This is a genomic window from Lentzea albida (assembly GCF_900111005.1).
Classification (GTDB): domain Bacteria; phylum Actinomycetota; class Actinomycetes; order Mycobacteriales; family Pseudonocardiaceae; genus Lentzea; species Lentzea albida.
On sequence record NZ_FOFV01000024.1, the window covers coordinates 61,815 to 68,781 of the forward strand.

Sequence of the window (6,967 nt, forward strand, 5' to 3'; positions counted from 1 at the left end):
TAGCTTTCCGCGGGTACGGCCGCGCTGCCGTTCGCCTCTCGCGGCGGACGGCAGCGCGGTGTGGTCGTGCCGGTCAGCCGCGCAGGCTCCACTGCTGGTTCAGGCCGCCGTGGCAGTCCCACAGGATCACCGCGGTGCCGTTGGCGGTGCCACCGCCACTGGCGTCGAGGCACCTGCCGCCGATCGTGAACTGCCGGGCGGACGTGTGGTTCCACCGCTGGTTCGCTCCGTCATCGCAGTCCCACAGCCTCACGGCGCTGTTGTTCGCCGTGGACGCGACGTCGAGGCGCCGGCCCGACTGGGTGCCGACGACGGTGACGTTCTCGCGTCCGCCCCGGTGCCGCCGCCAGGTCCCGCGTTGGCCACCACCGCCTGGGCGCCGCCCGGCCAGCTGCCGGCGGAGACGACGACGTCGCCGTTCACCACGTTGCCGCGGTCTCCGTGGGAGATGTTGCTGCTGCCGTTGCTCGACCAGTCTCCGGTGAGCGTCCAGTCGCCCGCGTTCTCGCCGCCGCCGTAGTCGGCGGTGGCCCAGGTCCCGGTGGAGGAGAAGACGTTGCCGGTCGCGCGGTGGTGCTGGGAGCCCTCGTCGAAGTACAGGCCGAAGGAACCGTTGGTGCGCGGGCAGTGGTTGCCGCTGATCTCCGCGTTAAGGTTCCAGCCCGACGTGTAGATGCACCCGCCGTCGGTCATCTGCTGCATCACGTCGTGGACGTAGTCGTTCAGCAGCTTGTTGCCGGACGCCGTGGTGGGGGTGGAGTGGCGGGGCTGGTAGTGGTGGAGACCCCTGCCCGGGTTGTGGTTGCTGCCGCCCGCGTCGTTGGAACCCCGGCCGTAGCCGAGGGAGATGCCGGAGTACGGCAGGTTGTAGACCTCGTTGTGCGCCACCGTCGCGTTGGTGACGTACGTGTTGAGCACGGAGACGATGCCCCGGTACTCGATCCCGAGGTCGTGCACGCGGTCGTAGCTGACCGTGATGTCCCGGTTGACCATCCGCTGGTCGCTCGGGTGGTGCGCGTCGGCGCGCACGCCGCCGACCACCACGCCGCCCTCCGAGTTCTGCGCGATCTCCGAGCGGGTGATCGTGATGCCGGCGCACCGAGGCCGACTCGGCTGGTGTGCGCGTTGGCGTCGTTGCCGATGCCGATCGCGGTCTGCCCGAGGTCGACGAAGCGGGAGTCGGTGAAGGTGACGCGGCCGGCCGCGAAGATCTGGACGGCGGCGGGCATCTGCGACCAGTGCGGCCGGACCGCCTCGAACGCCGGGCAGCCGCTGCGGCAGGAGTTCAGCCCGTCCGCCGGCCGGCTCCAGTTGCCCGAGGTGTAGGCGCCGGTCTGCTGGTCGGCGTACCCCTGGTTGCCGCCGGGGCCGAGCCACGACGTAGCGGTGAAGGTGATGCCGCTGAACGAGATGTCGTGCGCGGGCGCGTCGTAGGTGCCGCCGACGGCCACGAGCGACTGCGGGGTGGGCAGTTCGACGCTGACGTTGTTCATGTTCTGCCCGGAGCGGGGGATGTGGTTCAGGACCCCGGTGCCCGGGTTGAGGCACCACCCGATCGCCCGCCGTGTCCAGGAAGTCGTACGCGTTCGTCAGGTGGAGCGGCCCGGTGCGGAACGGGTCGTTGAGCGTGTCGTGGCCGAACTTGTTGTTGTTCCAGGCGGGTTGCTGCGTCGTCAGGAAGTTCCCGCTGATGCTCTGCACCGGCTGAGTGCCTGTCGGTGAAGGAGTTGACGCTCTCCACCTCCACGCGGTTCTGGTTCGCCACGCTGTTCAGGTGGCCGGTGGCACGACCGGCTGAACTCGGCTTCGGCGTCAGCCGCGGGAGTGGCTCGCCCCGTCCGCCTTGGCCTTCTCCGCGATGGCCTGCAGCGCCGCGATGTGCGCGCTCAGGGCCGAGCGACCGGGACCGGTCAGGTTGAGCCAGGTCCGCGGCCGCTTGTTGACGTACCCCTTGCGGACCTCGACGTACTCGTTCTTCGACAGCGTGGTGACCTGTTTGGACAGTGCGGAGTCGGAGAGCCCCACCGAGTCCCGGACGAACCCGAACTCGGCCCACTCCGCCGCGGTCAGCAGGGAGACGATGGCCAGTCTCGTCGGGTCCAGCAGGAGCTGGTCAAGCTCGGCCACCACTCACCTCGTCCTGCCTGCGCAACAACCACAGCTGGAACTTCGGACCGAGGAACACGACGTAGAGCCCGGCCAGCGCCCCATAGTAGATGGCGGCGTGCGGCACCTGCAGCCACGCGATCAGCAGCGCCCCGACGATCCCGATCGCGAGGACGGGTACCAGGCGCAGCAACCGCCACCGGAGGCCGACCGGCAGGCTGCGGTTCGACACGGCGACGCGACGGCCGAGAAGGGCGCCACCGGTCCGCGTGCGCAGGGCGAAGGACAGGCCGAGGCAGACCAGCAGGAACGGCCAGAGCAGCCAGCTGCCCACGGCGGGCGCGAGGTCGATCACCACGCAGTAGGCGAAGAGGGCGAGACCGCACGCGATCCACAGCCGGCGGGACCCGAGCGCGGACCTCGCCACCTGGTCCTTGCCCTGGCGAACCGCGTGCAGTGCCGCCGCGGCCTCTTCCGGCGTCGGTTCGGTCATCGTTCCTCCGTCTGCTCCTGGTGCCGGTTCAGGGTGCGCAAGATCAGCCACTGGTCGAACCACGCGCCTGCCGTGGTCAGGACCAGGAGCACCAGCCCCATCACCAGGTGCGCGTAGCTGTGCAGGGGCGCGGTCTCGTCCACGGCCTTCGTCAGGACCAGCTGGAGGCCCAGTCGGACGGCGAACAGGAGCACGGCCAGCAGCCGCGCCCGCTTCGAGCGCCACACCGAGCGGATGAACTCGCGGCGGCGCGAAAGCACCGTGAACCAGAGCGCGATGTGCGCGACGGCGAGTACCAGGGGCAGCGCCGCGACGGCCGGGTGGGCAGGGCTGAACTGCTGGCTGATGTCGAAGCTCGCCACGAGCGAACCGGCCAGGACGAAGTACCACGCCGGCAGCCCCTCGACGGCCGGCGGCGTCGGAGTTCGTGCTGGTCGCAGTGCGGTGAGCGCCATCTCATCCTCCTCGGGAAAGTAGTTGCCTGAGAGGAAAGTAGCGTGCACTTTCCGCTCAGGCAAGTGGAGGAGGGGTCTGCTCAGCCGCTGACGGACGCCGAGAAGTTGTCGACCGCCAGGCCGACACCGCCGTTCCACGGCTCGAACCCGGCCTGGATGCTCGTCAGGTACCAGGAGTTCGTGATCGCGCCGCGGTTGCGCACGTCGTTGACGAAGTCGAGCACGTTGAACGACCACGAGCTGATCGGCGACTGCGCGAGGTAGGAGATGACGTTGTTGGAACCGTTGCTGCCGCGCCACACCTGCCAGCTGCGCCCGCCGAGGGTGGTCGTGCCGACCGCGCTGCCGATGGGCTGGATCGAGCCCTGGCGGTTGAACCAGATCATGATTTCCACCTGGTTCACCCCGTTGGTCTTCGGCGTGGGGTCGAGCCAGATGTCGTAAGAGGCGTTGTAGGTGCCGCCGGCGTAGCGGTAGTTGATCGCCGACGTGGCACTGCGGATCCGGCTCACCTGCATCGGCAGAACGGAGCCGGGGGAGCAGTTGCCGTAGTGGCAACCGAGGAACGCCGACGGGTAGGACACGGGCGCCCCGTTGGTCGGCGACGAACCGTCCTGGCGGGTGATCTGGAAACCGGACGACGTGACGTTGACGCACTGCTGGGCCGACGTGCCCCACCGGTTGTTCTGGACCACGTACCGGCCTTGGATCGTGGTCGACCCGTACTGGTCGCAGATGGTCACGTCGGCGTGCGCGGGGCCCGCCGTCGCGACGAAGGTGCTCGCGACGAGCAGGCCTGCGGCGACGGCCGCGCGAAAGGTCTTTCGCATGACGACTCCTGGGACAGGGTTATGGGAGCGCTCCCAAGTTAGCGGGCCGTCAAATGCTCCGCAGAATTCCTGCGGCCTGATCGTCGAATTCACGTCGAATCGATCGGCGGGTCCACAAGATGAACCGGCCGATGGGTGAGGAACTTGGTGCGGGCGTGATGGCTGAACGAGACTGCGTCGATGGTTTCCGAACACGCCCAGAGCGACCAATTCCGCGGTGCTCGTATCCATGTTTGCGATCTCGGGATCCGCGATTGCGAGGTGAGTGGTTCGAGGATCGTCGACTGCTGCGGCAGCGACATCTACCTCCGCCGTCCACCCCTTGGCGATCTCGGCGCAGGGCGTCAGAAGGTAGGCGGGCCCAGCGCGGCGCGGAACGAGTTCTTGCCGGCGACACCGTCACGGGCCGACAGCACGCGCGAGGTGACCTCGGCGACCTGACGGGCCTGGAAGACATCGGTGATCCCGAACCCCGCGCCACGGCGACGGGGTCCGTGCCGAGGCCGGTGTGGCCCGGCCGCATGCCGGTCTCGCCGAAGTGGCCGTTGTCCAGCACGACGACGGTGAGGTTCGCGGGACGGGCCGCGGCGACGGTGCCGAGCGCGCCGATGCCCATCAGCTGTTCGCCGTCGCCGGTCAGGGCGGTGACCGGGTGGTCCGGCCGGGGTGAGCGCGAGTCCGGCGCTGCGCGCGCCGCCACGTCCCTTCCCGCGAACAGGCCGCGGCGCTGCTCACCGCACTCCGGCAGTGATGCTCCCTCGTCGCGACGCGCAGGAGGAGAGGCCCGACTTGTCGGGTATGCGCACGCTGGGGACGGGATCACGGACAGCAACGCGGGCGCAGCGCCGTCCCGCATCAGGGTGCAGGGCTCTGCATGATGGCGCGGCGGACCTGGTCCAGGCGCAGCAGCTCGTAGACGGCCATTCCTCCACGAGGTGGAAGCCGCGACGAGTACCGTGCGCCGACGCAGGACTGTCGCCCCGGCTAGAGCGGTGCGGCGGAGGTGGCCCGCACTTCTGTCCGGCATTGAGGATCCGAGGTGAGGGCACTCCAGGTCTCGTGCGCATCGAGGAAGCGCCAGGCGGGCCACGTGCCCGATCCGCCGTGGGCGAGAGCAGCCTCGGCCGTGAGGGCCGCCACGAGTCCGCTGAGCCGGTAGGGGTCGTCGGCCTGCAGGAGCCGTTGGCCGACGAGGCGACCCGACGGGATGTCCCTCCGCTCCGCCAGGATCGTGTAGCTGGGCCGGTGTTGTGCGAGGTCGGCTGTCGCGGCGGCGGCCAGTTCGCCCGCCCAGGAGGTGGGGTCGTCCGGGGAGTCCGCCCACGCGGTGGCCAGCGTGGTCGGGATGCGTTCGGAGACGTAGACCGAGTGCTGCCGGACCTCGCCGAGGCCGTGGTGGCGTGCGATGTCCGCGGTCTCGGTGGTCAGGTAGGGCAGGGCGTGCACGTCGGGACCGAAGTGCGGAAGCGTGGTGTGCCAGCGCGCGGTCGCGGTGCCGGGGGCGACTCGGCCGTCACGCCACGTGGCTGAGGGGGTGCCGAAGTCGGGGCCGGTGGCCAGCAGGATGTCCTGCGCGGACGCCGGGGTGATGCGCACCGGGCCGCCGACGTGGAGGTCGATGCGCGTGGTCGCGGGATCGTCGCCGAGCAGGGTGAGCGGCAGGATCGCGGTGAGGCCGGGCATGACCCCCGCGGACACGACCTCGAGGCGGTCGGAGGGCGGCAGGGCGCGGAGGCGGCGCAGCAGGGGGAGGTCGCCCGCGACGTCGACGTAGTGCGCTCCCGCCTCGCGGGCGGCGAGCGCGACGGTGTCGAGCACGCGGTACGACGGTCCGGCGCAGTTGAGGACGACGGTGCTGCCCGCGCAGAACGCGGCGACTGAGGCGCTGTCGCTCAGGTCCACGGTGTGCGCTGTGGCGCCGTCGCCGAGTTCCTCGCACAGCGCCGCGGCGGAGCGGAGGGTGCGGCCGCCGATGCGGAGCGGGGACGCGGCACGGGCGGCCAACCTGCGCGCGGCTGCGGCTCCCACGGCTCCGTAACCGCCCAGGATCGCGATGGTCATGCGGGGTGCCCTTCCGGTTCGGGGTGTCGACCACCCACGAGGTTTCTGATAGTGATAGTCATTATCGAAAACTGGAGGTGGGATCGTGTTCGACGTCGTCGTGATCGGTGGCGGGGCGGCGGGCCTCAGCGCCGCACAGGTGCTGGGCCGGCAGCGGCGGTCGGTGTTGGTGGTGGACGGGGGAGAACCGAGGAACGCGCCCTCCGACGGCGTGCACATGTTCCTGAGCAGGGACGGCTTCCCCCCGGCCGACCTGCTCGCCACTGGACGCGAGGAACTGGCCGGCTACGAGACCGTGCGGCTGGAGCAGACGCGGGTGGTCGCGGTGTCCGGCGCGCTCGACGACTTCCGCGTGGAACTGGCCGGCGGGCGGGTCGAACGGGCGCGCCGGCTCGTGCTCGCCACGGGGCAGGTCGACGAGCCGTGGGAGATCCCCGGACTCGCGGAGCGGTTCGGCCGGTCCGTCTTCCACTGCCCGTTCTGCCACGGCTACGAGACCAGCGGCAAGACGCTCGCCGTGCTCGGCCGCGACGTGCCCCAGGTGATGCTCGGGTTGTACGTCGCCGACCGGTTCGGCAAGGACGTGGTCGTGCTGACCGACGGCCCGCACGAGCTTCCGCCCGAGGTGCTGGCGCGGCTGGACCAGGCTGGAATCCCGGTGCGGACGGACCGCGTCGAACGGGTCGGCGGCGAGCTCGGTGCCGTGGAAATCCACCTCGAAGGTGGTGAGGTCGTGCAGCGGGAGGCGGTCTTCCACCGCGCCCCTACCCGGCAGGGTGCGCCCTTCGCCGCCGACCTCGGCTGCGAGATCCTCCCGGACGGCTGCGTGCGCGTCGACGAGTTCCAGGCCACCACCGTCGCGGGTGTGTCGGCCGCGGGCGACATGGCCAGGCTGGCCGTGCTGCCCGACGCGCTGACGCTCGTCAGCCAGGCGGCGGCCGACGGTGTGCGGGCGGCGGTGTGGCTGGAGCAGGGCCTGTTCCGCGCCGGGCTCGCCGCCGCGGAACAGGCCTAGCGGGACA

At 70.5% G+C, this 6,967-nt stretch carries 9 protein-coding genes; 2 read left to right on the top strand and 7 right to left on the bottom strand.

The annotated features are described in order from the left end of the window. Positions 1 to 73: 73 nt before the first annotated feature. Positions 74 to 628 (bottom strand): RICIN domain-containing protein, encoded by a 555-nt coding sequence (locus BMY74_RS46875; RefSeq protein WP_218159907.1) that lies wholly within the window; start codon positions 626 to 628, stop codon positions 74 to 76. A 512-nt stretch (positions 629 to 1,140) separates the two neighbouring features. Here BMY74_RS46875 and BMY74_RS45845 point away from each other — a divergent pair. Next, positions 1,141 to 1,326: a hypothetical protein gene (locus BMY74_RS45845; protein ID WP_218159901.1), complete on the top strand. Its 186-nt coding sequence runs from the start codon at positions 1,141 to 1,143 to the stop codon at positions 1,324 to 1,326. 486 nt (positions 1,327 to 1,812) lie between these two features. On the opposite strand, the gene BMY74_RS39240 is transcribed toward BMY74_RS45845, so the two are convergent. From BMY74_RS39240 to BMY74_RS39270, 6 genes are all read right to left on the bottom strand, one after another. Beyond that, a complete protein-coding gene (locus BMY74_RS39240; RefSeq protein WP_245786633.1) occupies positions 1,813 to 2,127 on the bottom strand; it encodes a winged helix-turn-helix domain-containing protein in 315 nt (104 codons plus the stop codon). Next, positions 2,114 to 2,599 carry a hypothetical protein gene (locus tag BMY74_RS39245; RefSeq protein ID WP_089925875.1) on the bottom strand — a complete coding sequence of 162 codons (486 nt, stop codon included), beginning with the start codon at positions 2,597 to 2,599 and terminating at the stop codon, positions 2,114 to 2,116. The genes BMY74_RS39240 and BMY74_RS39245 overlap by 14 nt, the downstream gene beginning before the upstream one ends. After that, positions 2,596 to 3,054: a hypothetical protein gene (locus tag BMY74_RS39250; RefSeq protein ID WP_089925878.1), complete on the bottom strand. Its 459-nt coding sequence runs from the start codon at positions 3,052 to 3,054 to the stop codon at positions 2,596 to 2,598. Before BMY74_RS39250 ends, BMY74_RS39245 begins: the two co-directional genes overlap by 4 nt. An 80-nt stretch (positions 3,055 to 3,134) precedes the next feature. Then, a complete protein-coding gene (locus BMY74_RS39255; RefSeq protein WP_089925882.1) occupies positions 3,135 to 3,884 on the bottom strand; it encodes a GH12 family glycosyl hydrolase domain-containing protein in 750 nt (249 codons plus the stop codon). 49 nt (positions 3,885 to 3,933) lie between these two features. After that, positions 3,934 to 4,911, bottom strand: coding sequence for a thiamine pyrophosphate-dependent enzyme (locus BMY74_RS46880; protein ID WP_342718405.1), 978 nt, complete (start codon positions 4,909 to 4,911; stop codon positions 3,934 to 3,936). Further along, positions 4,869 to 5,945, bottom strand: a complete 1,077-nt coding sequence (locus BMY74_RS39270; protein WP_089925888.1) for a saccharopine dehydrogenase NADP-binding domain-containing protein — start codon at positions 5,943 to 5,945, stop codon at positions 4,869 to 4,871. The genes BMY74_RS46880 and BMY74_RS39270 overlap by 43 nt, the downstream gene beginning before the upstream one ends. Positions 5,946 to 6,030: 85 nt before the next feature. Between BMY74_RS39270 and BMY74_RS39275 the strand changes: the two genes are divergently transcribed. Continuing rightward, the gene (locus tag BMY74_RS39275) at positions 6,031 to 6,960 is read left to right on the top strand and encodes an NAD(P)/FAD-dependent oxidoreductase (protein WP_089925891.1); all 930 of its coding nucleotides are present in this window, start codon (positions 6,031 to 6,033) and stop codon (positions 6,958 to 6,960) included. Positions 6,961 to 6,967: the final 7 nt, after the last annotated feature.

Bases quoted from the DNA above. Each gene is read 5' to 3' on its own strand.
- BMY74_RS45845 (WP_218159901.1), top strand. From the start codon at position 1,141: ATGCCGATCGCGGTCTGCCCGAGGTCGACGAAGCGGGAGTCGGTGAAG.
- BMY74_RS46880 (WP_342718405.1), bottom strand. From the start codon at position 4,911: ATGCCGGACAGAAGTGCGGGCCACCTCCGCCGCACCGCTCTAGCCGGG.
- BMY74_RS39255 (WP_089925882.1), bottom strand. From the start codon at position 3,884: ATGCGAAAGACCTTTCGCGCGGCCGTCGCCGCAGGCCTGCTCGTCGCG.
- BMY74_RS39250 (WP_089925878.1), bottom strand. From the start codon at position 3,054: ATGGCGCTCACCGCACTGCGACCAGCACGAACTCCGACGCCGCCGGCC.
- BMY74_RS39270 (WP_089925888.1), bottom strand. From the start codon at position 5,945: ATGACCATCGCGATCCTGGGCGGTTACGGAGCCGTGGGAGCCGCAGCC.
- BMY74_RS39245 (WP_089925875.1), bottom strand. From the start codon at position 2,599: ATGACCGAACCGACGCCGGAAGAGGCCGCGGCGGCACTGCACGCGGTT.